This is a genomic window from Paenibacillus sp. FSL R5-0713 (assembly GCF_037973325.1).
Lineage (GTDB): Bacteria > Bacillota > Bacilli > Paenibacillales > Paenibacillaceae > Paenibacillus.
Map to the genome: position 1 here is coordinate 34,701 of NZ_CP150229.1, position 25,305 is coordinate 60,005.

The 25,305-nt window shown below is 48.0% G+C and carries 26 protein-coding genes; 25 read left to right on the top strand and 1 reads right to left on the bottom strand.

All coding sequences use genetic code 11. The features are described 5' to 3' along the window. The first annotated feature begins 92 nt into the window (after positions 1 to 92). From rnmV to MKZ12_RS00205, 11 genes are all read left to right on the top strand, one after another. Positions 93 to 638: a ribonuclease M5 gene (rnmV, locus tag MKZ12_RS00155; RefSeq protein WP_150364162.1), complete on the top strand. Its 546-nt coding sequence runs from the start codon at positions 93 to 95 to the stop codon at positions 636 to 638. Between the two features lie 4 nt (positions 639 to 642). Then, positions 643 to 1,545, top strand: a complete 903-nt coding sequence (gene rsmA / locus MKZ12_RS00160) for a 16S rRNA (adenine(1518)-N(6)/adenine(1519)-N(6))-dimethyltransferase RsmA (RefSeq protein WP_339238924.1) — start codon at positions 643 to 645, stop codon at positions 1,543 to 1,545. Between the two features lie 59 nt (positions 1,546 to 1,604). After that, entirely contained in the window at positions 1,605 to 2,501 is an 897-nt protein-coding gene (gene yabG, locus MKZ12_RS00165) for a sporulation peptidase YabG (protein WP_339238925.1), read from the top strand. Positions 2,502 to 2,654: 153 nt separating this feature from the next. Next, complete coding sequence (locus MKZ12_RS00170) at positions 2,655 to 2,930, top strand: Veg family protein (protein WP_053778931.1); 276 nt, start codon at positions 2,655 to 2,657, stop codon at positions 2,928 to 2,930. Between the two features lie 248 nt (positions 2,931 to 3,178). Continuing rightward, positions 3,179 to 3,355, top strand: coding sequence for a small, acid-soluble spore protein, alpha/beta type (locus MKZ12_RS00175; protein ID WP_017691375.1), 177 nt, complete (start codon positions 3,179 to 3,181; stop codon positions 3,353 to 3,355). 149 nt (positions 3,356 to 3,504) lie between these two features. Further along, positions 3,505 to 4,359 carry a 4-(cytidine 5'-diphospho)-2-C-methyl-D-erythritol kinase gene (gene ispE, locus MKZ12_RS00180; RefSeq protein ID WP_026081373.1) on the top strand — a complete coding sequence of 285 codons (855 nt, stop codon included), beginning with the start codon at positions 3,505 to 3,507 and terminating at the stop codon, positions 4,357 to 4,359. A 97-nt stretch (positions 4,360 to 4,456) separates the two neighbouring features. After that, a complete protein-coding gene (purR, locus tag MKZ12_RS00185; protein ID WP_017691373.1) occupies positions 4,457 to 5,284 on the top strand; it encodes a pur operon repressor in 828 nt (275 codons plus the stop codon). 188 nt (positions 5,285 to 5,472) lie between these two features. After that, positions 5,473 to 5,757 carry a septation regulator SpoVG gene (gene spoVG / locus MKZ12_RS00190; RefSeq protein WP_017691372.1) on the top strand — a complete coding sequence of 95 codons (285 nt, stop codon included), beginning with the start codon at positions 5,473 to 5,475 and terminating at the stop codon, positions 5,755 to 5,757. Between the two features lie 83 nt (positions 5,758 to 5,840). Then, entirely contained in the window at positions 5,841 to 6,035 is a 195-nt protein-coding gene (locus MKZ12_RS00195; RefSeq protein ID WP_339238927.1) for a hypothetical protein, read from the top strand. 68 nt (positions 6,036 to 6,103) lie between these two features. Continuing rightward, on the top strand, positions 6,104 to 7,504 hold the full coding sequence (gene glmU, locus MKZ12_RS00200; protein ID WP_301289664.1) for a bifunctional UDP-N-acetylglucosamine diphosphorylase/glucosamine-1-phosphate N-acetyltransferase GlmU: 1,401 nt from the start codon (positions 6,104 to 6,106) through the stop codon (positions 7,502 to 7,504). Positions 7,505 to 7,605: 101 nt separating this feature from the next. After that, positions 7,606 to 8,559 (top strand): ribose-phosphate diphosphokinase, encoded by a 954-nt coding sequence (locus tag MKZ12_RS00205; protein ID WP_017691370.1) that lies wholly within the window; start codon positions 7,606 to 7,608, stop codon positions 8,557 to 8,559. 196 nt (positions 8,560 to 8,755) lie between these two features. Here MKZ12_RS00205 and MKZ12_RS00210 read toward each other — a convergent pair whose 3' ends face one another. Continuing rightward, on the bottom strand, positions 8,756 to 8,956 hold the full coding sequence (locus MKZ12_RS00210; protein WP_024633712.1) for a hypothetical protein: 201 nt from the start codon (positions 8,954 to 8,956) through the stop codon (positions 8,756 to 8,758). 140 nt (positions 8,957 to 9,096) lie between these two features. Here MKZ12_RS00210 and pth point away from each other — a divergent pair, with 140 nt between their 5' ends. From pth to spoIIE, 14 genes are all read left to right on the top strand, one after another. Further along, the gene (gene pth, locus MKZ12_RS00215; protein WP_253428882.1) at positions 9,097 to 9,657 is read left to right on the top strand and encodes an aminoacyl-tRNA hydrolase; all 561 of its coding nucleotides are present in this window, start codon (positions 9,097 to 9,099) and stop codon (positions 9,655 to 9,657) included. Positions 9,658 to 9,754: 97 nt separating this feature from the next. Further along, on the top strand, positions 9,755 to 9,985 hold the full coding sequence (locus tag MKZ12_RS00220; protein WP_253428884.1) for an anti-sigma-F factor Fin family protein: 231 nt from the start codon (positions 9,755 to 9,757) through the stop codon (positions 9,983 to 9,985). 273 nt (positions 9,986 to 10,258) lie between these two features. Next, positions 10,259 to 13,786 (top strand): transcription-repair coupling factor, encoded by a 3,528-nt coding sequence (gene mfd, locus MKZ12_RS00225; protein WP_339258165.1) that lies wholly within the window; start codon positions 10,259 to 10,261, stop codon positions 13,784 to 13,786. After that, positions 13,770 to 14,930, top strand: a complete 1,161-nt coding sequence (locus tag MKZ12_RS00230; protein WP_253428888.1) for a peptidylprolyl isomerase — start codon at positions 13,770 to 13,772, stop codon at positions 14,928 to 14,930. Before mfd ends, MKZ12_RS00230 begins: the two co-directional genes overlap by 17 nt. Positions 14,931 to 15,247: 317 nt before the next feature. After that, on the top strand, positions 15,248 to 15,790 hold the full coding sequence (gene spoVT / locus MKZ12_RS00235; RefSeq protein ID WP_036606123.1) for a stage V sporulation protein T: 543 nt from the start codon (positions 15,248 to 15,250) through the stop codon (positions 15,788 to 15,790). A 164-nt stretch (positions 15,791 to 15,954) separates the two neighbouring features. Then, the gene (locus tag MKZ12_RS00240; RefSeq protein ID WP_339261263.1) at positions 15,955 to 17,712 is read left to right on the top strand and encodes a polysaccharide biosynthesis protein; all 1,758 of its coding nucleotides are present in this window, start codon (positions 15,955 to 15,957) and stop codon (positions 17,710 to 17,712) included. A gap of 149 nt (positions 17,713 to 17,861) precedes the next feature. Further along, a complete protein-coding gene (mazG, locus tag MKZ12_RS00245) occupies positions 17,862 to 19,355 on the top strand; it encodes a nucleoside triphosphate pyrophosphohydrolase (protein ID WP_339258167.1) in 1,494 nt (497 codons plus the stop codon). Between the two features lie 307 nt (positions 19,356 to 19,662). After that, complete coding sequence (locus MKZ12_RS00250) at positions 19,663 to 19,935, top strand: HU family DNA-binding protein (RefSeq protein WP_017691362.1); 273 nt, start codon at positions 19,663 to 19,665, stop codon at positions 19,933 to 19,935. Beyond that, on the top strand, positions 19,935 to 20,213 hold the full coding sequence (locus MKZ12_RS00255; RefSeq protein WP_124118808.1) for an RNA-binding S4 domain-containing protein: 279 nt from the start codon (positions 19,935 to 19,937) through the stop codon (positions 20,211 to 20,213). The genes MKZ12_RS00250 and MKZ12_RS00255 overlap by 1 nt, the downstream gene beginning before the upstream one ends. A gap of 171 nt (positions 20,214 to 20,384) precedes the next feature. Further along, positions 20,385 to 20,669, top strand: coding sequence for a sporulation protein YabP (yabP, locus tag MKZ12_RS00260; protein ID WP_105602444.1), 285 nt, complete (start codon positions 20,385 to 20,387; stop codon positions 20,667 to 20,669). Then, complete coding sequence (yabQ, locus tag MKZ12_RS00265; protein WP_105602442.1) at positions 20,666 to 21,235, top strand: spore cortex biosynthesis protein YabQ; 570 nt, start codon at positions 20,666 to 20,668, stop codon at positions 21,233 to 21,235. Before yabP ends, yabQ begins: the two co-directional genes overlap by 4 nt. Before the next feature lie 11 nt (positions 21,236 to 21,246). Then, on the top strand, positions 21,247 to 21,582 hold the full coding sequence (locus tag MKZ12_RS00270) for a septum formation initiator family protein (RefSeq protein WP_339258169.1): 336 nt from the start codon (positions 21,247 to 21,249) through the stop codon (positions 21,580 to 21,582). Between the two features lie 198 nt (positions 21,583 to 21,780). Next, positions 21,781 to 22,311, top strand: coding sequence for a S1 domain-containing RNA-binding protein (locus MKZ12_RS00275; protein WP_017691357.1), 531 nt, complete (start codon positions 21,781 to 21,783; stop codon positions 22,309 to 22,311). A 485-nt stretch (positions 22,312 to 22,796) separates the two neighbouring features. Next, a complete protein-coding gene (spoIIE, locus tag MKZ12_RS00280; protein ID WP_339238936.1) occupies positions 22,797 to 25,304 on the top strand; it encodes a stage II sporulation protein E in 2,508 nt (835 codons plus the stop codon). Position 25,305: the final 1 nt, after the last annotated feature.

Below are 25,305 nucleotides of genomic sequence, written 5' to 3' on the forward strand. Positions count from 1 at the left end.
GCGGCGGAGGGGTCTGAATTCAGTCTCCCCCGCCGTTTGGCAGAGAAGAGGATATTCCTCTTCTTTTTGCGTTAGAAAGGAAGAAATGGAACATGATAAAAGAAGTCATTGTGGTGGAAGGCCGTGATGATACGGTAGCCATCCGTCGGGCCGTGGAAGCCGATACCATAGAAACAGGTGGATCAGCCATTAACCAACGCATTCTGAAGCGGATTGCGCTTGCTCAGGAGAGACGGGGAGTCATTGTACTGACAGATCCGGATCATGCCGGCGAACGCATTCGTAAAATCATTGCGAATAAGGTGCCTGGCTGCAAACATGCTTTCATTCCGGAAGCCGATGCCACACGCAAAGGGGATATTGGGGTGGAGAATGCCTCACCGGAGGCGATCCGTCATGCTCTTGCACGCGTACATACTTCATACGAAGGCGCTCCTAGCCTGATCGATTGGGAGGACCTGATCGCGGCAGGACTTATTGTGCATCCGCAGGCTGCTGCACGTCGCATGGAGATGGGCAATCTGCTGGGTATCGGATATTGTAACGGTAAGCAGTTCCACAAACGTCTCGGTGTATTTCAGATTACACGGGAAGAGTTCTCTACAGCATTAGCGCAAATTGAACGTGAAGGATTGTGAGCATATGAAGGATATGGAAGAGACGATAGAAATTGCAACGCCCAAGCGAACCAAAGAAATTATTCAAAGACACGGATTCTCATTTAAGAAAAGTCTAGGTCAGAACTTTTTGATCGATCAAAATATACTGAACAAAATTGTTAATGCAGCCGATTTGGACGAGTCCAAGGGCGCTTTAGAGATCGGACCGGGTATTGGAGCCCTTACGGAACGATTGGCCCGGGTAGCGGGTCCTGTCACAGCCGTAGAGATTGATCAGCGCTTGATTCCCATTCTGGGAGAAGTGATGCAGCCTTATCCGAATGTACGTGTGCATCATGGTGATGTGCTGAAGCTTGATCTGGCTGAACTGTTCCAAAGCGATTTTGCATCGGTGGACAAAGTCAGTGTTGTGGCTAACCTGCCTTATTATGTAACGACTCCAATTATGATGAAACTGTTGGAAGAGAAGCTGCCAGTGGACAGCATTGTTGTCATGATCCAAAAAGAAGTGGCTGAACGCATGGCTGCTGCACCGGGATCGAAAGACTACGGCAGTCTGAGCATCGCAGTTCAGTACTACAGTATTCCTGAGCTTGTGTGTATTGTGCCACCGACGGTCTTCATTCCCCAACCTAATGTGGAATCAGCTGTCATTAAGCTGAAGGTGCGTGAGCAACCACCAGTTGAGATTCCCGATGAAGCACACTACTTCGAAGTGGTACAGGCTTCTTTTGCCCAACGGAGAAAAACAATCTCGAACAACCTGAAGGCTCGTTTCTTCACAAAGGAGAACCGGGAACAGGCAGACATTCTGCTGGAGCAGGCAGGTATCCAACCATCCCGACGCGGAGAGACGTTAAGTCTGCAGGAGTATGCTACACTCAGCACCGTAATGTGGGAAGCAGGGGTACGCGCAGCATTATAAAATTCGAATGAACCAAACCGGGTCTCTGCCCATACGATGGGGTAGAGGTGATTACGTTGATGAATATCGGAGACTTGGTCGTTCGGAAGTCATACGGCGGCGATGTGACTTTTCGGGTGGAAGGCCTTCAGTTGGATGCTGCGGTCATTAAAGGGACTGAGTTCCGGCTGCTTGCCGATTCCCCAGTGGACGATTTGATACAGGTTCCTTACGAACCGCAAAGCGCCAAGACCAGACAGGCGCATATTAAAGCACATCAGACCCTTTCCCGCCTGCAACAGATTCGTATGGAACAGGCTGAGCGGAATCGTGAAGGTCTGGTACAGGACTGGTCTGCTCAACAGGAGCCGGCTTATTTTGAAATGCCGGGAAAGGTGCTTCATCTGGATGGTGATCCGAACTATTTGAAAAAAAGTATGGATCTCTATGAGCAACTTCGTGTTCCCGCAGAGGGACAATACGTTCATGAATCGGCAATGGCAGATACCTTATACCGTTTATTACCCAAAGTACGTCCAGATATCGTGGTCATTACGGGTCATGACGGGGTGTTAAAGACACGTCAGCCCTATGACTTATATAGTCTTGGTAGTTATAAGAACTCGCAAAATTTTGTGGCGGCCATTCAGGTGGCCAGACAATATGAACGCCATCTGGATGCACTCACTATTGTGGCAGGGGCCTGTCAGTCCCATTTTGAGGCACTGCTGCGCGCTGGAGCGAACTTTGCCAGTTCTCCAGGCAGAATCCTCATTCATGCACTTGACCCGGTCTACGTGGCAGCCAAGGCTTCCTTCACATCGGTACGGGAAACGGTCAACATGAATGATGTGCTGCACAATACGATCAGTGGTAGCCAAGGTGTGGGTGGTGTAGAGACACGGGGGAGCTACCGGGTAGGCCTGCCGGGGCTGAATGATTTATCTACGCTAAAAGTGAACCCGTCGGCAGTCTGATGTAGGCCATTTAAAGTCCCAATTTGGGGCTTTTTTTGTTTGCAAAAAAATTCATTGACAACAACTTTTTGATGCTGATATAATAATTAGTTTTGATTTGACAATGACTGTAAAATCCGGTATAATGGACAAGAAAAGAGGTGGTCGTCGACAATGGCTAAAAACACGCTGTTGGATATCAAACGCAATCTCGATGCACATATTGGTCAGAAGATTATGCTGCGGGCTAATGGTGGCCGCCGTAAGACCATTGAGCGTACGGGTGTATTGGAAGAAACGTACCCTTCTGTTTTTATTGTTAAGCTTGATGAAGAGCAAGAAACCTTCAAGCGAGTATCTTATAGTTATGCGGATATACTTACGGAATCGGTGGAAGTCATGGTTTTTGACCCGGGCAGCCAGACGCATAGCTCCTATATGGAGACGTAAGTATCGTTGTACAGGCGATTCGCCCCTTGGGTGGATCGCTTTTTTATGTCTACAAAATCACCCATTTATCTTCTAAGGTAACCCATACATACGCAGGAATGAGTGAGGGGTGGTCGCGGCATACTATATGGACAGGTGAAGGGCAGTTTCTTAAGCAATGAAGGAAACTTCAATTGGCCTGATGCAAGATGTCCAAAACGTGAACGAACTCATTACATTATGATGGATACTTTGGAGGAGGATGGTTCATGAGTCGCAGAAGAAGAAGTGTCATGTCCGAGGATCTGAAGAATGAGCTCGCGAAAGACCTGGGCTTCTATGATACGGTCCAACAGGAAGGTTGGGGTGGAATCAAAGCCAAGGATGCAGGAAACATGGTGAAAAGAGCCATTCAACTTGCTGAGCAGGCTGCCCGCAAATCTTAATCCGGTTCAAGCAGATTGAAAAGTGGGGAAATCCGTCAGGGACAACCCCGCTTTTTCCCCTTAGATGCGGAATAGAAATGACTTGACAGCCCCATTTTGATATAATATGTTAAGTTGTCTTAGGGAAAAGGTGAGGACGGGTGAACGCCTTGAAAATTTACGAAAAAGCGCCTGCTAAAATTAATTTGATGCTGGACGTTTTACATAAAAGAAGCGATGGATTCCATGAAGTTGAAATGATCATGACCATGGTCGATCTTGCTGATCGGCTGGAAATGTCGGAGCTGCCGCGAGATACCATTTTCATCTCCAGTCAGGCGGGTTATATCCCGCTGGACGAGAAGAATCTGGCTTTCCAGGCAGCCAGACTGATTAAGGAGCGCTATAACGTACGTACGGGCGTCCATATTCATCTGGATAAAAAGATTCCAGTTGCAGCCGGCCTTGCCGGAGGCAGCAGTGATGCAGCAGCAGCTCTGCGTGGATTGAACCGTCTGTGGAGATTGAATATACCGGATCACGAACTGCAGGAGCTTGGAGCTGAACTCGGTTCGGATGTTCCATTCTGTATCACAGGAGGGACTGCACTCGCTACAGGCCGTGGTGAGAAGTTGACTCCCATTCCTAATCCGCCGCAATGTTGGGTAATTCTGGCCAAGCCTCCAATCAATGTGTCTACAGCCGATGTATACGGACGGTTCCGCAGTGACAAGATTGTTCGTCATCCGAGTGCGGCTAAAATGGAACAGGCGATTCGCAACCAATCCTTTACGGAAGTCTGTGACCAGATGGGCAATGTGCTTGAAGATGTAACGTTGAAGCTGTATCCGGAAGTTCAGCATCTGAAGGATGCCATGATTCGGTTGGGCGCAGACGGTGTGTTGATGTCCGGTAGTGGTCCAACGGTATTTGGACTGGTCTCCAAAGAATCCAAGGTTGCCCGGATATACAATGGCCTGCGTGGTTTCTGTAAAGAAGTGTACGCTGTACGTATGTTGACATGAAATTCGCTTTTATAATGTACAAACACGTATAAAGGTGGTATATTTTTAAATAATTATTCGGATTTAGATGTTTCCGTGATCGTGAGGATGGATCTCTGTGAAGAAGTTAAAACGAAGCGCAAGGCTGGTTGAAATGACGCAATACTTATTGTCCAGACCGCATACGGTTATTCCGCTCACCACATTTGCCGAACGTTATGGTGCCGCAAAGTCTTCAATTAGTGAAGATTTGGCGATTATCAAGGAAGTGTTCGAAGAAGGTGGCTCAGGAGAACTGCATACACTGGCTGGAGCAGCCGGGGGAGTAAGGTGGATTCCGAAGGTATCCCGAGAACTGGCACTTGCATTTGCGGAACGGCTCTCGACCCAGCTCGCGCAACCTGATCGGATCTTGCCTGGAGAATACCTGTACATGTCCGACTTGCTTGGTCAGCCCGCATTGATGAATGAAGCCGGCAAGATCTTTGCAACGGCCTTTGGCAATATGAATATTGATGTGGTTATGACGGTAGAAACCAAAGGAATTCCACTGGCTTATGCGACCGGAGCCCAGCTCAACCTGCCTGTCGTGCTCGTACGCAGGGACCATCAGGCTACAGAAGGATCGGCCGTAAGTATCAATTATGTATCCGGGTCCCATAAAAGTCTGCATACCATGTCCCTGTCTCGTAGGGCGATGCGTGAGCATTCCAGAGTACTTATTGTGGATGACTTCATGAAGGCTGGGGGTACGGTGCAAGGAATGATCGATCTTTTGGCCGAGTTTAATGCTACAGTTGCCGGGGTAGGGGTACTGGTGGAATCTGGTTCTGTAGATTCAGAAGAACGGCTGTTAACCGATTACGTATCTCTCGCGAAGCTGACAGCAGTTGATGCCAAGAGCAGACAGATTTCCGTCAAGCCTGGCAACTATTTTGACCTGTAGAAAGATGACGAATGTTATGTCGTTAAAGGGTCTTTTCCATCGACCTGGCACTAACGTTGTCGAATTGTGTATTAAATAAAAAAATTCCTGAAATTAGGAAATTTTTATGGTTATAAAAAGAAGGAGTTCGTATATGCCGTGTGGAATTATACACCAAGTTCTGATGGAAAAAGGTGGTGAACACACACATGCAAATTACGGATGTCAGACTCCGCCGTGTTAACTCGGAGGGGAGAATGAAGGCTATCGCATCCATTACCATCGATAACGAATTCGTCGTTCATGACATTCGTGTCATTGATGGTAACAACGGAATGTTTGTTGCTATGCCGAGCAAGCGCACTCCTGATGGAGAGTTCCGTGATATCGCCCACCCGATCTCTTCCGGTACGCGTGAGAAGATTCAGGCAGCAGTTCTGACTGAATACGATCGTGCTGCAACTGAGGAAGAAGTCATTGAAGAAGGTGCCTGAGAACATTATTGGGGTTCGAAGGAAAAGAGAGCCATGTCTTATGGCTCTCTTTTCTTTTTGATCGGAATAAGATATATTCAGTATTGAGTTTATTAGCAGAGAACAAAAAGCGCATCGTGCGCTTGGTGGCAGGGCGGCATCTTAGGAATCATTGGGATTCGGTTAAGCTCGCAGGTACACGGCGTATACATATAGGTCACATTTCGTTGGTGTCCGCGTTGTTACGTGTGATTACAGAGACAGCAGGCGATGAACAAGACCGGCGTGAAGCCGGCTGAACGATACTCATTGGATATAGATAAGCAATGCATTTCAATGGGTTTTTCAGAACAGGAGGTCGTTAACTTTGAAACGAATGGCAATCGTTCTTGCCGCAGGGCAAGGCAAACGAATGAAGTCAAAATTGTACAAAGTACTGCATCCCGTATGCGGTAAACCTATGGTTGGACATGTGCTGGATGCAGCACTCAGCGCAGGCGTTGAACGCAGTGTGGTAGTTGTCGGCCATGGTGCCGAAGCGGTGCAGTCATTTTTAGGTTCCAAGGCGGAGTATGCACTCCAGGCGGAACAACTGGGCACAGGACATGCAGTACAGCAAGTTAAATCCTTGCTTGGTGGCGAAGCAGGATCCACAATTGTGGTCTGTGGGGATACACCGCTCGTGACTCGTGAGACATTGGAAGGTCTGATGAATCACAATGAGAGTCGCGGGGCAGCAGCTACAGTACTTACGGCTCAGTTGGACAATCCCAAAGGCTACGGCCGAGTAATACGTGGAGAAGATGGTTCCGTACAGCGGATCGTAGAACAAAAGGATTGCAACGAACAGGAAGATGCTGTGAATGAGATTAACACAGGCACATACTGCTTCGATAATGCAAAATTGTTCGCTGCGCTGGATAAAGTAACGAACCAGAATGCTCAGGGAGAATATTATCTCACAGACGTAATCGGCATTTTGCGTAATGATGGAGATGTGGTTGAGGCTTACATGTCGGATGACATCGCGGAATCCATCGGGGTTAACGATCGATTGGCACTTTCGCAAGCAGAAGCCTTCATGCGTGAACGTCTCGCTGTACGTCATATGTTGAACGGTGTTACAATCATTGATCCGTCATCGACATATATCGGAGCGGATGTTACGATTGGAGCAGATACAGTACTGTATCCGGGGACAATTCTCAAAGGCACAACTTCCATCGGCGAAGCATGTCATATTGGTCCTCAGGCAGATGTGGAAGACAGCGTTATTCAGGACGGAGTTACAATTAAACATTCGGTGTTATCCAATGCCGAAGTGGGTTCTGATGCAACGGTTGGTCCATTTGCTAATTTACGTCCAGGAACTAAACTGGGTCGCAACGTAAAAATTGGTGACTTTGTTGAAGTGAAAAATGCTACAATTGACGAAGGTTCCAAAGTATCTCATCTCAGCTATATTGGGGATGCCAAAGTAGGGAAAAACGTAAATGTTGGATGCGGGGCAATAACTGTCAATTATGATGGTTATAATAAGGCTGTAACGACGATTGAAGATGATGCTTTCGTAGGTAGCAACGTCAATCTGATTGCACCAATTACGGTAGGAAAAGGCGCTTATGTCGTTGCTGGCTCTACCGTTACCCATTCCGTTCCCGAGAATGATCTGGCCATTGCTCGTCCACGTCAGGAGAATAAACCTGGTTATGCGGAGAAGATTCGCGGACGTGCCAAAGCCAAGAAACAAAATGCCAAACCCCAATAAGGGGTTTTGATAACAAGATTGCCTCCCGAAGATCCGGGAGGTGCCGACATGTCGCAGACGCTTATAGATTCCAATGAACCAGCACGGAGGGTTTTTATTTTATGACTTATTTTGATTCGAAATTAAAAATATTTACTTGCAATTCTAACCCCAAGCTTGCCCATCAAATTGCTGATTATATCGGGATCCCTATGGGTGAATCCCACACGACCAGCTTTAGTGATGGCGAGATTCAAGTGAAACTCTCCGAGAGTGTTCGGGGCTGTCACGTTTACATCGTGCAGTCCACTTGCTTGCCGGTTAATGATAACCTGATGGAAATGCTCGTGATGATTGATGCACTCAAACGGGCATCTGCCAAGACGATTAACGTTGTTATACCTTACTACGGCTATGCAAGACAGGATCGCAAGGCACGTTCGCGTGACCCGATTACAGCGAAACTGGTTGCTAACCTGATTGAAAAAGCGGGTGCAACGCGTGTCATCGCGATGGACTTGCATGCAATGCAGATTCAGGGATTCTTCGATATTCCGGTTGACCATTTGCTCGGCGTGCCGATTCTGGCTCAATATTTCCGGTCGAAACAGATCGAAAATCCGGTTGTTGTGTCGCCTGACCACGGTGGCGTAGTGCGTGCACGTAAACTGGCTGATTTCCTGAATGCACCCCTGGCGATTATCGATAAACGTCGTCCTGAGCCAAATGTGAGCGAAGTGATGAACATTATTGGTAATATCGAGGGCAAAACAGCCATTCTGATCGATGACATTATTGACACGGCGGGAACGATTGTACTGGGAGCGAATGCTCTGATGGAAGGCGGCGTAAAAGAAGTATACGCGTGCTGTACTCACCCGGTATTGTCCGGACCTGCGATGGAACGTTTGGAGAATGCACCATTGAAGGAAGTCATCGTAACGGATACCATTCCAATTACGCATGCTAATCCGACAAGCAAACTCAAAGTGTTGTCTGTAGCGCCTTTGCTCGGAGAAGCCATTATCCGGGTTCATGAGGAATTGTCAATCAGCAAGCTGTTTGAAATTGAATAAGGACGTCTGCATAAAGTAGTAGAGGGGTTACGTTTTCCGGTTCAATGGAAAATGTAACCCCTGTCGGCGTGCCGTTTTATTAAAAGTGAAAATAGACCCTGGTCAATCCATATAAGTTGAACTACTCATTTACAACGCAAGATGTTTCTGCACACGCAATGATCCAGTGTAAAATGGTTCGTTCATCTTAATATGGTTAATACCCGGGGCGGGAGATAAATCGGAAACGCCGCCGATGAAAAAGTGTATCGGCAATTTCGACAAATTGATTATCAAAACGGGTGATGAGTCCAATCTCAATATGGGTGTCGCGGTCGTATACCTGTACAGGTACGTGATATTCGAGATGATAGATAAAATCGCTATGTTGAGTCAGTTGTCCGTTGTCTTCGCGCAAAACCCGCTCACCTTCCTGGGTTGATAAAATATTAACTGTGAATACTACAGTAAATCGTAACTTTACTTTCCTGATATTATATGAAATATAACATTCGAAGTCTATGCCTCACCTCAGGCTAATCCGAAGGAGGGAACAAGATGAAGTGGATTGTCGGACTTGGAAATCCAGGCTCGAACTATGCCAAAACCCGTCATAATATCGGTTTTATGGCACTCGACCGGTTGGCTGATCGTCATAGTATCTCCATTACACAGAGTAAATGTAAGGCGCTGATTGGAGAAGGCCATATTGGCGGTGTGAAAACCGTGCTAATTAAACCAATGACTTATATGAACCTATCTGGTGAATCAGTTCGGGCGTATATGGATTTTTATAAAGTTAGTCTTGAAGATCTGATTGTTGTGTACGACGACATGGATACTGAGATTGGCAAAGTCAGATTGCGTTATCAAGGCAGTGCTGGCGGGCATAATGGGATCAAGTCCATCATTCAGCATACCGGTACACAGCAGTTTAACCGGGTACGCATGGGAATATCCCGTCCTGAACCAGGACATGCCATTGTCGATTATGTACTGTCGACATTCATGAAGAAAGAAAAGGAAGCCCTTGATCAGACCATCGAGCAAACATGTGATGCCTTGGAGCATAGCTTGACTCATACGTTTGAACAAACAATGGCGAAGTTTAACGGATAATGTTGTAAAACAACCTGGTAAAATGATCAAAAAGACGGGTTCGATTCAGCCATACTGGACATACTGGACGTATAAACCATGTTCAGGAGGCATAAACATGTCAGTGAATTACGTATGTAGGCATTGCCGTACCTTTATCGGACGAATCGATTCTGCCCGGATAACGGAAGCAGAGCTCGGCTTTCATTTCTTGACCCCCGACGAGCGGAGGGATATAATAGCGTATAATTCCGGTGGTGATATTACCGTTCGGATTACATGTGATTACTGTAAGGAAGCCCTGGAGCACAATCCAGAGCTTAGCCTGCTCGCGAGTCCGCTTCAGTAGACATCGCCCGTACAGGATCGAATGACAGTTGAGGGCGGTTGCGTAATAACGCTCCACCTTTTATAGCCTTGGCAGCCTGCTGAGGCTTCTTTTCAGTTGGCATGAAATACACTGCTATCTCCACACCAGGTCCCGCCACATCAACAGATGTGGCAATGTTGCGAGTAATCCTTTATGATGAAACAGGACAAAAAAGGAATTTGTATCCATTTTATTAGTGATACTACGCGTATGCGTGAGATAATCAAGTAAGTTATAAGAGAGGTGCCCCTTTTGTTACAAGCACTTATACAGGCTTTTTCCAAAGATCCGGACTTCGGGTCCATTACAGCCGGAATCAAGTCCGGCATGAAGGAACAATTGGTTTCGGGTCTATCCGGCTCGGCGCGTCAGATTATGCTGGCAGCTCTGCATCAGGAAATGAAACGACCATTGCTCGTAGTAACGCACAATATGTTTTCAGCTCAAAAAATTGCAGAAGATTTACAGGAAGCGCTTTCACCTGATCAGGTGTTAATCTATCCTGCCAACGAACTTGTCGCTGCTGAAGCTGCTGTTTCCAGCCCGGAAACATTGGGTCAGCGTATTGATGTGTTGGTCCGCTGCGCCCAGGGATTCAGGGGCGTTGTTGTTATTCCATTTTCAGGGGTAAGACGTTATGTTCCGCTTCCGGAAGTGATGGCCAATGCTCGAATTTTAATTAAACAGGGCAACACACTCCAACTGGACTCCTTCCTTCTGGAGATGGTAAAGCTCGGATATGAGCGTGTGGAGCGCGTGGAATCTCGTGGTGAGATGAGTGTACGCGGAGGTATTATCGATTTCTATCCGGTTACTTCATCGATCGCATATCGAGTGGAGTTATTTGATGACGAAATCGATTCCATTCGGACATTTGACCCAGCCGATCAGCGTTCGATTGAACGAATTGAAGAGATTACGGTTTTGCCATGCAAGGAGTTAATTGCAGATCGTGAACGGATGGAAAAGGCTGCCGATGCGGCTGCTCTTTTGCTGGAGCAACAGCTGGAGAAAATGACGGACCGGCAGGCGAAGCTGCGCCTTCGTGAAGAAATTCACCGGGAGATCGAGCTTTTGCGGGAGCACGTGTATTTCTCCGAAATGTATAAATATATTTCTCCGCTCTATCCGGAGAACAAAACGATTTACGACTATATGCCAGAAGATACCCTGCTGGTCCTTGATGAGCCTGCCAGACTATCAGAGACATCAAAACAGCTGGACCGTGATGAATCGGAGTGGAACCTGCATTTGATGCAAAACGGAAAAACACTTCCGGATCTTCCATTATCCGCAGACGGTGATGAACTCTTGTATGAGCGTCCATTCCAGACGCTGTTTATGTCGATCTTTTTGCGCCAAGTTCCACACACCCAACCACAGAACATTCTGAACTTCATCAGTCGTGGGATGCAGGATTTCCATGGACAGATGAACGTACTGAAGGCAGAGATGGAGCGCTGGCATAAGGCCGGAGTTCAAGTGCTCATGCTGGCGAACGGTGAGGAACGACTCGACCGAATGCGCCGGGTATTGATGGACTATGATATTCCAGAGCCCGAGATGATGATCGGTAACTTGCAAACGGGATTTGAAATGCCGTCCATTCATTTGGCTGTCGTGACCGAGGGCGAGATGTTCTCGCAAAAACAGCGTAAAGTACGCAAACCGATTCGGAATGTAGACAACGCGGAACGAATCAAATCCTACAGCGAGCTAAAAGTGGGCGATTATGTCGTTCACCAGAACCACGGGATTGGTAAGTACCTTGGGATCGGCACCCTCGAGGTTGGCGGTATTCATAAGGACTACATGCATATTCTCTATGCCGGTGGAGACAAACTGTCTGTACCTATTGAGCAGATCGATCTGATTCAGAAATATGTGGGTTCCGAAGAAAAAGAACCGAAAATATACAAGCTGGGCGGCAATGAGTGGACACGGGTTAAAAATAAAGTCCGCACATCCGTACAGGATATTGCTGATGATCTGATCAAGCTGTATGCAGAGCGTCAGACCTCCAAAGGATTTGGATTCGACAAGGATTCTGCAGAGCAGCAGGAGTTTGAGGACATGTTCCCTTACGATGAGACACGTGATCAGGTGCGTGCGATCGAAGAAATCAAGAAGGACATGGAACAAAACCGTCCAATGGACCGTTTATTGTGTGGGGATGTGGGTTACGGAAAAACCGAGGTGGCTATTCGGGCTGCATTCAAAGCAGCTATTGAAGGCAAACAGGTGGCTGTACTCGTTCCGACAACGATTCTGGCACAGCAGCATTTTGAGACGTTCCGTGAGCGGTTCTCCGGTTATCCGTTCAACATTCATGTGCTTAGCCGGTTCCGCTCCCGTAAAGAGCAGAATGAAACTGCCAAAGGTATCAAAGCAGGCACAGTAGATATTGTCATCGGAACGCATCGATTGCTGTCGCAGGATCTGGTGTTCAAGGATCTGGGACTGCTCATTGTTGATGAAGAACAGCGCTTCGGAGTAACCCATAAGGAGAAACTGAAGAAGCTGAAAACCAATGTGGACGTGCTGACGCTAACGGCAACCCCGATTCCGCGTACGCTTCACATGTCCATGCTGGGTGTGCGTGATCTGTCCGTTATTGAGACTCCGCCAGAGAATCGTTTCCCGGTACAGACCTATGTGGTTGAACACAGCCAGGCGCTTGTTCGTGAAGCCATTGAACGTGAGCTTGCTCGTGGCGGGCAAGTGTATTACCTCTACAACCGTGTTCAGGGAATTCAGGAGATGGCTGCCGAAATTTCTGAACTTGTGCCTGAAGCCAAGGTTGGTGTGGGACATGGTCAGATGTCGGAAACAGAGCTGGAGAAAACGATTCTGGACTTCCTGGATGGTGAATATGACGTGCTTGTGAGCACAAGTATCATCGAGACCGGGGTAGATATTCCAAACGTAAATACACTAATCGTACATGATGCGGATAAAATGGGGCTCTCCCAGCTGTATCAGCTGCGCGGACGTGTGGGTCGTTCCAACCGTATTGCGTATGCCTATTTTACGTACCAACGGGATAAAGTGCTTACAGAAGTTGCTGAGAAGCGTCTGCAATCCATCAAAGAATTTACCGAACTGGGTTCAGGTTTCAAAATTGCCATGCGTGACTTGTCGATCCGTGGTGCAGGAAATCTGCTAGGCGCAGAGCAACATGGATTCATCGCTTCCGTCGGCTTCGATCTGTATTCTCAGATGCTTGCAGAGGAGATCAACAAACGCAAAGTTACGATGCTTGGCGAAGAGCCGGTACCTTCCGACCAGTGGAACACAACGCTGGATCTCAGTATTGATGCCTACTTGCCGTCCGATTATATTTATGACAGTATTCAGAAGATTGAGATATACAAAAAAGTGGCGGTCATTGCATCCTTCGACGATGCGATGGAGTTGGAAGACGAATTGGTTGACCGGTTCGGTGATCTTCCGGAAGCCGTCATTAACTTGCTGGCTGTTGCGCGGATGAAAGTATACGGCAAAATTTACGGTATTGAGTCCATTTCCCAACGTGGTGAGGACATTACCGTGAAGTTTTATGAAGGGCGTGAACATGCCTTTGAACTCTCGAAAATCGCGCACATTGGAAATCAGTTCGAAAGACGTGTACAATTTGAACAAGGACCCCATATGCTGATTCACGCTAAAGGCAAGGGGCTTGGGGATAAGCAACTGATGGAGCTGGTAGAGAAAATTCTGGAGTCCATGAAGACGGCTTTTAAATCAAAGGGGGAACTAAAAGATGTTACCAAAGTATAAAAAAGTAGGAAAAGTACTGTCTGTGAGCATGGTCGCAGTACTATCCTTATCACTGCTTGCTGCATGTGGCAAGAAGGAAGAAGCAAAAACACCTGAATCGACGGATACGAGTGCTGTAGTCGCTACGTATGATGGTGGTACCATTACAGCCAATGAATTCGACATGGAGCAACGTGTCATGAAATTCCTCTATCCGGAGTATGCACAAATGATGGATATGGACGATTTCAAAGAGTATTTGGTGAAACAGGAAGTTGCTTATGAATATCTGAGTGGCAAAGCAAGTGAGGAAGCCAAAACAGCAGGTTCCAAAGCGGCAACCGAGCAATTCGATAAAATGAAAGCTTCTGTACAGGCAGATCAATGGACTGAGATGCTGAAAGCTCAGAACCTGACAGACGATAACATTAAAAACTACATGACTCGCATCATGACAGTTATTAAAGACAAAGAAACAGGCGTTACGGAAGATGCAGTTAAGGCTGAGTTTGAGAAAAACAAAGATCAGTTCACAACAGCTTCTGTTCGCCACGTGTTGATTAACTTCACAGATCCAAAAACGCAAAAAGAGCGTAAAAAAGAAGATGCATTGAAAATTGCAAAAGAAGTAAAAACGAAATTGGATGGCGGAGCTGATTTTGCTAAAATTGCAAAAGAATATTCCGAAGATCCAGGTTCTGCTGAAAAAGGTGGATTGTACGAAGAAACACCTGTAGGCAGCTGGGTAGAGGCATTCAAGGAAGCTGCAAAAACATTGCCACTGAACAAAATCAGTGATCCGGTTGAAACGGAGTATGGTTACCACATCATGAAAGTGGAAGCTCGTACGGAAGCGGACTTCACCAAATTGACAGCTGAGCAAAAAGAAAGTCTGAAGAGCCAATTGGCAGCTGCTGAGATTGATACGTTCATGCAAAATGAATTGGACAAAATCGTAAAAGAAGTTAAATTGCCAAAAACAGAAAAAGCCGAAGAAGGCACGACTGAAGGTACAACTGAGGGTACAACGGGTACAGGAACTGAAGGAGAGAAAACAACCGAACCAAAAACGGATGACTCCAAAGGTACAGATACCAAGACGGACCAAGGTACGACCGGAACAGACAAAGATGCAACTACAGATGAAGGTACAAGCAGTAAGTAATGCTGTGTTAGCACACGTTCAGGGTTAATTCTGCCCGAATATGTCTTGTACTACGTAAATATGGACAACCATACAGAGAAGCAAGGGGAGGACTTAGGACCTCCTTCTTGCTTCTTCTTGTATATATTCAGGCTGTATGGGTACATGGTCGTCTTCTTCGAAAGTTACACAACTATATTCTCCGAAGCATGTATAAGGAAATGGGAACAGATGAATACTATGGTCAAGATATCACACTAAACGTTCTGGGACTTTCCTCTACCCATTAAGGAACAGTAGTTGAAAAATCTTCTCGAGAAAGTGGGGCAACATGTGAAATGAAAGCTACTGGTATTGTCCGCCGTATAGATGACCTTGGTCGTGTGGTCATTCCAAAAGAAATTCGCCGTACGTTACGTATTCGTGAAGGTGATCCATTGGAAATTTTCGTGGATCGTGATGGAGAAGTTATCCTTAAAAAATATTCGCCAATTGGCGAACTTGGTGATTTTGCCAAAGAATATGCAGAATCCCTGTATGAGAGTACGGGTCATGTAACGATGATTTCCGACCGGGATACGATCATCACGGTGGCAGGTGGTTCCAAAAAAGAGTATTTGGACAAGCAGGTAGGTCAACTGTTAGAGGGCTGTATGGAAAACAGAAAGACCATTTTGGAAACAAACAACGGTTCCTATGAGCTTAGCAAAGATCATGACGAGACGTTATCATCATTTGTTATTGCGCCGATTATTTCAGGTGGTGACCCCATCGGAACGGTTATCCTGTTCAATAAGGATGAATCGGTGAAGATGTCTCAGATGGAAGTGAAGATGTCCGAGACAGCTGCTGGTTTCCTTGGCAAGCAAATGGAACAATAGATAGCGAATCAACTCCTGGTGCCCTGACATGGGCATGCGGGAGTTTTTGCGTTTTAAGGGAAAGGAGTTGATCAAGACGGGTATCATGGTGCAGAGTTAGTCTGTATGCCCTCAGGCAGGTATAATAACAAGGTATGCTTAAACGGATTATGCAGGAGGGACTTATGAAACAGCCGTCTACAGGCTCGAGGCTACTACAGGGTGCATTTGTTCTTGGGCTTGCCGCCATTATCTCCAAAATCATTGGTGCTTTTCAAAAGATTCCGTTGCAGAATCTGGGGGGAGACGGTGTTTTTGGCATTTACAATACGGTGTATCCGTTATATATGCTCATTGTTACGCTTGCTGCTGCCGGGCTGCCCCTGGCCGTATCCAAATTCGTAGCAGAGCAAAATGCACTGGGGAGACCGGACGAGAGCAGGAGGATCATCCGGTTATCTTCCGTGCTACTCGGGGGAATAGGACTTGTTATGGCGCTCTTGATGTATGCAGGTGCGCCGCTAATCGCTGACATGATTGGCAATCGACATGTGGTTCCATCGATTCGTGCAGCTTCATGGGCGTTGTTGTTCGTTCCGGTGATGACAGGACTGCGTGGATATTTCCAGGGGTTACAGCAGATGGTCCCAACAGCGGTATCGCAAGTGGTGGAGCAGACGATACGTGTCACCGTTATGATTGTTCTGCTTGTATGGTTGATGAGACGAGACGCTTCGCTTGAGACGATTGCCGCTGGAGCCATGATGGGCTCCGTTGCCGGCGGAATGGTCGGGCTGTTAACGATGTTAGGGTACATGCTCCGTCATCGGCGGAAACATAGGGAAGTGGGACCCGGATCATTGGATTTGGGAAGGAGCAGTAACGGCAGAGAGGTTGGATCAGATCGTCATGAGCATCAAGAGCATCAAGAGAATAGATCTGTTACACAACAGATGAAAACGGTGAGTTCCATTAACCCCGCTCTGTCAGACAGGTCACGGTCCAATGGCGAATGGATCAGGATGCTGCTCATGTACGCCATTCCGGTCTGTCTCGGGTCGCTTGCCGTACCACTGATGAATCTGGTGGATACCTTCACCGTGCCACGGCTTCTGCGGGGAGAAGGATTGGATGAGCTCCAGTCGATGGTTTCCTTCGGCATCTACAACCGTGGATTGCCGTTGGTTCAACTGGTGACGATGTTGGCTACGTCACTGTCTGTGCTGTTTATTCCGGCGATGGCGGAAGCCCGGTTAAAGGGCGGGCCAGAAGCCGTTCGGCAGCAAGCAGGCCTCGCGCTGCGCTGGTTCTGGTTGATCGGCCTGGCGGCATCCGCGGGTCTCGCGGTGCTGGCCGAGCCGATTAACCGCATGCTGTACGGAGATGCCGCAGGCACCGAAGCACTGCGGTACATGGCGCTGACGGCTGCGGGAAGCACCGTCAGCATTATTGCAGCGGCGCTGCTGCAAGGCCTCGGCGCCGTGCGCGCACCCGCGTTCAGCATGCTGGCCGCCGCAGGCGTCAAGGCGCTGCTGAACGTTATGCTTGTGCCGGCGCTGGGCATCAGCGGCGCGGCCCTGGCAGGCGCAGTCGCCTACATGCTGGCGGCTGGCCTGAATGTGGCGCTGCTGGCGCGACTTGTCGCCCTGCGCCCTGCCCCTGGCGCCGTCCTGGCGAAGCCGGCGCTGGTGATCGCCGCCATGAGTCTGGCGGCGGTAGGCATGGCCTTGGCCGCCGAAGCGGTACTCGGCGGCATGGGTATCGCGGCCGACCGCAGGCTGGCCGCAATGGGCGTGAGCCTGCTGGGCATCGCCGCAGGCTCGGCCGTGTTTTTGCTGGCGGCGGCCCGGACAGGGCTACTGACCGCAGCGGAGCTGGCGGCTGTGCCCAAGCTGGGGCCTCGCCTGGCCAAGCTGCTGCGCAGACTGCGTGTGCTGCGCTAGCTTCATGCTCACGGTCCTTCTGCATTCAGCACAGCCAATATGCAATTATAGGATATCGAATGATTCTGGTATAATACGTGTAATTAGTCCTGATCAGGCACGCTGAATGAGTGAGCCTGGGCAGGATAGTCCGGATGGAGGTTTACGTAATGAGTGCAGCTTTAACCGTAGTGGGTCTTGGATCAGGAGATGCAGACCAACTGACCGTAGGTATTATCAAAAAAATGAAACATGCAGCTACGCTGTATGTACGTACCCTGGATCATCCTGTATTGAATGATCTGAAGCAAGAGGGGCTGGAGATGACCTCGTTTGATGCCATCTATGAGGCGAAGTCCTCCTTCCCCGAGGTGTATGATGAGATCGCGAACCAATTGATCGAGGCTGCTCGCAAGGGTGAGGCTGGAACGGAGATTGTGTATGCCGTACCCGGTCATCCCATGGTGGCAGAAGCCAGTGTGCGACTGCTCAAAGAACGCTGTCCGCAAATGGGCATTTCACTACGTGTAATGGGTGGAGAAAGCTTTCTGGACGAAGCCTTTATACGGCTTGGATTTGATCCTATTGAAGGCTTTCAACTCCTGGATGCCAGCAGCTTGAATACAGAACTGGTACAACCACAGCTACATACGTTGATCGGACAAGTCTATGATGTGTTCACTGCTTCGGACGTGAAGCTGTGCCTGATGGAAGTTTACCCGGATGACTATCCCGTATTTGTCGGTCATGCACTGGGTGTACAGGGCGAGGAGATCATTCACAAAATTCCGCTACACGAACTGGACCGGATCGAAGGGTACGGCAATCTGTCACTGATCTATGTACCGAAGAACACCGATGATGCCCTGCGTCGCCGATCCTTCGCACGTTTGCATGAGATCGTGAATATTCTTCGCAGCCCGGGTGGCTGTCCATGGGATCAGGAGCAGACGCATCAGTCCATTCGCAAAAACCTGATTGAAGAGACCTATGAAGTCATTGAGACAATCGATGAGGATGACCCTGACCATATGAAAGAAGAGCTGGGTGATCTGCTGCTGCAGATTTTATTGCATTCCCAGATGGAAGAAGAAGTGGGCGCATTTAACGTCTATGATGTCATCGAAGGGTTGAATGATAAGCTAATCTTCCGTCATCCCCATGTTTTTGGCGAACATCAGGCAGAAGATGCGAATGAAGCTCTTCAGAACTGGGAACAGATGAAAGCAGAGGAGAAGAAGCGCAAAGGTCAGGACCAGCAGAAGGTTTCCGTGCTGGATGGTATACCGCGTGACTTGCCTGCACTGATGAAGGGATACAAGCTACAGAAGAAAGCAGCCAAAGTTGGCTTTGACTGGGATGATGTTGACGGTGTGTTTGCCAAGATCGAGGAAGAACTCGCAGAGTTGAAAGAAGCGGTGCAACAAGGCCAGTCTGCGGAAGAACGGAAGCTCGAACTGGGTGATTTATTATTCGCAGCCGCGAACGTTGCAAGATTCATCGATACGGACCCGGAAGAGGCACTTGCTGCGACGAACCGCAAATTCATTGGGCGTTTCCAATATATTGAGGAGCGTCTTCATGAACAGGGAAGAACACCAGCAGATAGCAATGTGGAAGAGATGGAGCAATTCTGGCAGGAAGCGAAGAAGGCAGGATTATAACGGGTTCAATTTTCTGGAAAATACCTATTAGCCTTATTCCATCATGCTATGCAGTATGTTATGATAATACGAACATGTGTTCAACTGTAATGACTGGATTGATGTTTAGTCATGGATAGTTTCGGGTACTGGTCTTAGACTGTTCCCTGCCGACCATCGACAAAAAAGCTAAAAAAGTCGCGGACCAAGGCAGGATTTCAGATGCCAAGCCAGAATACATGTGTAGTGACCTAACGCGAATCAGCGGCAATCAATGTATTGTCAGGGATCGCAGATACTTTTTTTTCAATTTGGGAGGCTTTTAAAAATGAACAAAACAGATCTGATTAACAACATTTCAACCAAAAGTGGTTTGACTAAAAAAGACGTTGAGTCCGTATTGAACGGCTTTTTGGGAGAAATTACAGATGCACTTGCCAGCGGAGACAAAGTACAATTGATCGGCTTTGGCACTTTTGAGACCCGCAAACGTTCCGGTCGTACCGGACGTAACCCACAAACAGGGAATGAAATCGTGATTCCTGAGTCCACTGTTCCTGCATTCAAAGCAGGCAACAAACTTAAAGAAGCCGTAAAATAATGCGTCTTGATAAATTCCTGAAGGTCTCCCGGCTAATCAAACGCCGCACTGTGGCCAAGGACGTCTCTGAACAGGGACGTGTTCTGGTGAACGGACGTGAAGCAAAGCCCAGCGCCAATGTCAAAGTGGGCGATGAGCTGACGGTTCAGTTCGGTCAGAAACTGGTCACCGTGAAGGTGGAACGAATTGCCGAGAGTACCAAGAAGGATGAGGCGAGCAGCCTCTACACCTTGGTGAAGGAAGAGCCGATCGCCAAGGATAACGGGATGAACTGGTAACAGTACATCTGGTATGAATATGCATTCAATGCAAGTTGAATCGAAACGTCCTCCTGTCACAGGGAAGGGCGTTTTTGTTTTTACTGGAAGACGGGTTATTTGTTCAACAACGCTGGTTCTATTCCGACCTCCACATCCATAAGCTAGGTGTAAGAAGGAGGGGTACATGCCATGGTTGAGCACGGTAAGGCCAAACAGCATCATCTGAGCATGCAGAATCGGAAACTGCTGGATCTGACGGGTGTCTCCAACGTGGAGAGCTTCGACAGTGAGGAATTTTTGCTGCAGACTGAACTTGGGCATCTGACCATCCGAGGGCACAATTTACATATCAAAAACCTGAGCCTGGAGGAAGGTCTCTTATCCATTGAAGGCACAGTTAGCTCTCTGCAATATCTGGACCCCGGTTCCCAGAACAAGAATAGTAAAGGCCTGTTCGGCAAGATGTTCCGATGAGTCCGGATACTCAATGGATCACATTGATGTGGATGCTTACTTCGGGGGTCGTGATGGGAATGGCCTACGACAGTTACCGGGTACTGTCCGGACAGCTGCGGTTTCCGAGATGGAGTATTCACACGCTCGATCTGTTGTATTGGGTTGCTTCCGCGCTGTTCGTTTTTCGGATGCTATACGCCGGAAACCACGGACAGTTGCGGTTTTATGTCTTTTTGGGGCTGATTATAGGGGTTTGTTTCTATTTTTGGCTTTTAAGTGTTACAACCCAGCGTTTTGTGGTAATGTTAATTAAACTCGCAAGAACGCTGATTCATTGGTGTGGACATATCCTTAACATCCTGATCGTTATGCCGGCTAAAGGAATTTATAAGTTAATTCGCGTATTATTCGGTTTTGTAATTGCGATACTATTATTCCTGGGCAGGCTGGTACTGCAATGTTTGGTACCTTTCGGCAAGTTGTTCCGCTGGATGTTTAGGCCGCTCCTGAAATATTGGGTAACGCCACGCTTCATGATCCGTGTGGGTACAAGAATTGCAGCGATATGGAAACGCTGGTTTTAAGGAGGTCCGTAATGGGTAAAACACCTGTGGGCAGATCAAAGGCTCCAACTAACCAAGGAAAATCTGCCGGTGCAAAAAGGCGCCTCATGCTTTGGATGACGTTTATGATTGTATTTGTAGTATGGGCAGGATATACATTCCTTGTGCAGAATGCACAAATTTCGGACAAGAGTTCTCAGCTGGCTACTCAGCAAGCTTCAAAGGCAGATACATTGAAGAAGCTGGAACAGTTGAAGTACGAAGTCAGCCGGTTGAATGACCCTGAATACATAGGACAGCTGGCACGGAAAAAAGGATATTATCTTCCTGAGGAAACGCCAATCCAGGTTGAAGAGTCAGGGAACTGATGGAATTCGGTCCATTACCGAGCTAGGTTTGTTATCCGTGTGTCTGAAGCCGTTAAACCGGAAAAAATAGGCTCTCTGATGGGGTAGTGTTCAGTTGACCTTGGTTTACGGCATAAGGTATAATTACATTAGCGCAGCATTGATTTTGGCATTCAAAAAATCGGGTTGTATATTTTTAAGGGAGGATCATTTTATTCTATGGCAATTGAAGTGGGCACCAAGTTAGAGGGCAAGGTGACAGGAATCACGCATTTTGGAGCATTTGTGGATCTGTCAGGAGGTGTCACGGGTCTCGTTCACATCTCGGAAATCGCCGACAATTACGTCAAAGATGTCAACGACCACCTGAAGCTGAATGACCTCGTTACAGTGAAGGTTATCAACGTTGACAAGGATGGCAAGATCGGACTTTCCATTAAGCAAGCTGTTGACAAACCGGTTGAGCAACAAACACAATCCAGACCCCCGAGAGCTCCTAGACCGGAACGCAGTGGAGGAGATCGCGAACGATTCAGCGGCGGAGGTCCAAGTGGTGGCCAAGGTCGTGGTGGCGGCGGCGGTGGATTTAACCGTGGTGACCGCGGAGGCCGTTCTTTCAAGCCCGCAGCAGGCAAACCTTCATTTGAGGATAAAATGTCACGCTTCCTGAAAGATAGTGAAGAGCGGATCTCTTCGCTTAAGAAGAACACAGAAGGCAAACGTGGAGGCCGCGGAGCCAAGCGTGTGTAATCTGTCACAACCTGATCTAAACATATAAGTAAAACCGTTAGCCCTTGGGCTAACGGTTTTTTTGCATTTCTTTCACAGATGACTTTCACAGATAAGAGCGGAATAGCTTTTTTTGTAAAGTGAATCTCCATATCCCCAGTTTTTCTGCACGACAAAATGGAACCATAAGAACATTTGTCGTCTACCATTTTTTACCGACAGGTTTCCGTGGCATTCCACAGCTATCCTGCTCAAATGATGGCGAGACCAAAGCATCTCCAGTTCAAAATCAGACATTGCCTTTGTCGGAATGAAGTAAGGGAAGGACAGAAACCACAATAAGGCCGGGGGTTTTGCTCCACCGCGCCAGGTTCGTTTCTTTTGTCGTAAACTTTTTGGACCCTGCCCACCTATTCTGACAAACTACGTCTTCTATTCTATCTATAATCAGAACCATCGAGAACGAAACACGAAAATTCAAATTAATCGAATGGGGTGCCTTGAGGATGATGGAAAAGTGGAATGTCATTCAATTTCCGGGAATGAAAGCAGGTAAAGGTGGTACGGAAGCTCGGGAGGAGTTGTCTGTACGTCTGAAACATTGGCTTGGCTCCCGCAAGGCTGTCCAAATGGTGGCTTCCCGCAAATGGGTACTGCTGCTTACGTTTATGGGATTTCTACTCGGAAAGGCGATGATCCTGAATGAGTTATCTCCTTTTGCCATTGCGTACTTCGCCGTAATTGCTTTCATGCGCAGGGATTACATCATTCCGGTAGGCGCCGCTCTACTCGCAGGTAGTCTCTTTGCACCGTTTCCCGTACCACTCATTGTTGCATCAGAGATCGCCATCTTTTATCTGCTCTTCCGCGGTCTGGAGTCATATGATCGTGCTGAATTATCTTATGCGCCGACGATGGTGTTTACCACTACATTTATGGTCAAATTATTCGCGGTTGTGATCGGGCCATCCTTCAGCTGGTACGCTATGCTGATGCTCACGATGGATTCGGTACTAAGCTTTGTGCTTACCCTTGTTTTCATACAAGCCATACCGATCTTCACCTACCGCAAAAAAAAGTTCAGCCTAAAGAACGAGGAGATCCTCTGCCTGATTATATTGCTCGCTTCCGTTATGACGGGAGCCGTGGGGTGGACCATTCAATCCTTATCCGTCGAGCATATGCTCTCCCGTTATCTCATATTAATCTTTGCGCTGGTGGGCGGAGCCCCCCTCGGAGCCTCAGTTGGGGTCATTACCGGCTTGATTCTGAGTCTGGCTGACATGTCAGCGGTGTATCAGATGAGCCTGCTTGCTTTTGCCGGGATGCTGGCAGGGATGCTTCGAGAGGGTAAACGTGCGGGGGTTGCACTGGGCATGCTGCTGGGTTCGTCCATTCTATCCATCTACTTGGGTGGGCCAGGTGATGTGATGAATTCATTATGGGAGACATGTGCGGCTATCGTTCTGTTTATGTTGACACCTAAGAGCTTGATGACGGCGATATCGAAATATGTACCAGGTACGCAGGACCATACCAAATCCCAGCATGAGTATGCCAAGCGGATTAGGGATATCACAGCAGAACGGGTCACTCGCTTCTCGCAGGTATTCCGTCAATTGTCACGCAGCTTTGATCAGATGTCCGGTGCGGGCGAGCCAGTACAGAAAGAAGGTGGAATGGATCATTTCATGAATGCGGTTGCCGAGGGCACATGTGCAAGCTGCTTCAAGCGTACGCAATGTTGGGATGCCAAGTTTATTCAGACCTATAAATACATGACCGATGTGATGAGTACCATTGAAGGGAACCCGGAGATTTCAGGTAAGCAAATTCCAGTCGAATGGAACAGGGTATGTTCCAAGCCGGAAGAGGTACTTGAAGTCATGCGTGCCCAATACGGGCTGCATCAGCATAACATGCAGTGGAAACGCCAGATTATTGATAGCCGGCAGCTGGTTGCAGAGCAATTGTCCGGTGTATCTCAGGTCATGGAGGACCTGGCCAAAGAAATTCAGCGGGAAAGTGAGGAGATGGTGCAACAGGAGGAACAGATTCGGGATGCACTGGAGTCACTGGGCCTGTCCATTCACTCTATTGAGATCATCAATCTGGAAGCGGGCAATGTGGAAATTGAGATAGTACATGCATATACACGGGGATTCGACGAGTGCCGGAAAATGATCGCTCCGCTGATCTCGGATGTACTGGACGAACATATCGCCGTCTTGCATGAGACGATGACCGACCCTCGTCAGGGACTGGCGACTGTTACGTTTGGTTCAGCCAAAACGTTCGAGGTAACCACCGGTGTTGCTGCTGCTGCCAAAGGGGGAGATGTGATGTCAGGCGACAGCTTTAGCACGGTTGAGTTAGGAAACGGTACATTCGCGGTTGCGCTCAGTGATGGAATGGGCAATGGGGAACGGGCTCGCATGGAGAGCAGCGCGGCGCTGAACATACTGGAGCAGTTGTTACAGTCCGGCATGGACGAGAAACTGGCAATCAAATCCGTGAACTCCGTTCTGATGCTGCGCTCCCCTGAAGAGATGTATGCCACAGTCGATATGGCGCTGATTGATGAATATACGGCAGAGACAACGTTTATGAAAATCGGTTCAACGCCAAGCTTTATCAAACGTGGACAGGAGGTTATTCAAGTTTCAGCCAGCAATTTGCCAATCGGTATTATTAAAGATATTGAAGTGGATTTGGTGACGGTACAGCTACAACCAGGTGATATCCTCATTATGATGACGGATGGCATCTATGATGCACCGGGGTATGCTGTTAACAAAGAGCTATGGATGAAACGGCTCATTCAAGAGATTGATACAGACGATCCACAAGATTTGGCCGATTGCCTGCTTGAAAGTGTCATAAGATATCAGCAGCATGAAATTCTGGATGATATGACCGTCGTTGTTGGAAAAGTAGAGCATTTCCGTCCTGAATGGGCCACACTGCGTGTGCCCGGCATTAATCGGATGGAGCGACCACGGACCGTCAGCTAAT